The following is a 1,489-nucleotide window of genomic DNA, read 5'->3' as shown; positions in this document are numbered from 1 at the left end:
TGCTTGCACCGGATAAAGCATTGGCGACGCTGCCTATCTCCATTTTTGTCGTGGGCATGGCGAGCTGCACGCTACCTGCCGGTGCCATTGCGCAGCGCTATGGGCGCAGTCCCGTGTTTATGCTGGGAGCGTTGTGCGGCATCCTGATGGGAGTGCTGGCTGCGATTGGCATTTATTGGTCCTCCTTTTTCATCTTCTGTGCTGCGATGCTGTTTGGTGGCGCTTATGCCGCTGTGGTGCTGACGTTTCGTTTCGCCGCCGCAGAATGCGTTCCAGAAAACAGGCAGCCCTGGGCGCTTTCAATCGTCATGGCTGCCGGGCTGGTGGCGGGTGTACTAGGTCCACAGACGGTCACCTATACGATGGACCTATGGGAGTCACACCTGTTTATCGCTACTTACGTTGCAGCCGCATTAATGGCAGTGGTTTCGGCGGCGGTGCTGCTAGGTGTCGATTTGCCACGCCATGAGGCGGCTGTTCGTACTCCAGGTCGCCCGCTTGCGGTGATTGTTCGGCAGCCTCGACTCATCAACGCCATGCTCTGTGGTGTCATTATTTACACCTTGATGAATTTCCTGATGACTTCGGCCCCACTGGCAATGAAGCATGAGGATCTTTCACTGGAATCATCGAATCTGGCATTGCAGTGGCACGTAATTGCAATGTACGCACCCAGTTTTTTCACTGGAAAGCTGATCCACCGTTTTGGGGCAAACCGCGTTGTGTTGATGGGGTTGATGTTAACCGGCGCGTCTGTTGCTGTCGGGCTTGCCGGCGTGCAGTCCTACCACTTTTATTTATGTTTGGTGCTTCTAGGGATTGGCTGGAATTTCGGTTTTGTCGGCGCCTCTGCGCTCGTCCTTCAGTGCCATAAAACAAGCGAAAGAAACAGTGTCCAGGCGCTCAATGATTTCATTGTCTTTGGCGCCATGGTACTCGGCTCGTTTGCATCGGGAGGTATATTGAATCGATACGGTTGGACCGTTATCTGTGCGCTCGCCTTTGTACCTGTGCTGGTTGCCATAGCGACGTTGATGTTGAGCGAGCGTCGCGTCAGGTATTCAACTCAGGAACGCACAAGCTAGTTCCGCGGGACTGGCTTAGCCTCCAGACCATGATTCGATTCACGCTGGATAACCGGTTTTGCGCAGTGGCAATGGCGAGCGCACCTTGTTCAACTTGCTGACACCTCCTTTGTGTGACGAAAAGCGTAGCAGGCAGCAAAAAGCCCGCTCAGTGGCGTAATGCTGTTCACTTAAGCGGAGCAGCCTTACGGTCCACCGGAAACCGGGTTTTTGAAATTTTCACCGTCCTTGGCCTCGAAGGCCTTGGGCGGTGATCCAGAAACATTCCCCCAACACCTGCCCTTAACTCTGCCAATCGCCTCCCTGTGGCTGAAACCGGATTGGCCGCTGCCATCACGATCAGTTGGACGGCGATGTACTGGCAGGCCGGTTTGAAGCGGATGTCGCTGGGCGCTCGGCCAAAC

General features: G+C 54.9%; 1 protein-coding gene and 1 pseudogene. One reads left to right on the top strand and one right to left on the bottom strand.

The window, feature by feature from the left end:
* Nucleotides 1-1,085 (top strand): MFS transporter (locus AC1DVH_RS30990; RefSeq protein ID WP_477757000.1); only part of this gene is annotated, 1,085 nt, incomplete at its 5' end.
* 166 nt (nt 1,086-1,251) lie between these two features.
* On the opposite strand, the pseudogene AC1DVH_RS30985 reads toward AC1DVH_RS30990, so the two are convergent.
* Nucleotides 1,252-1,489: pseudogene (locus tag AC1DVH_RS30985) on the bottom strand (IS4 family transposase); the annotation flags it as partial.

It is taken from the genome of Pseudomonas sp. P4_C3 (genome assembly GCF_056402075.1).
Note: the sequence above shows the minus strand (reverse complement) of the source record. Positions and strands in the feature narration are given on the sequence as shown.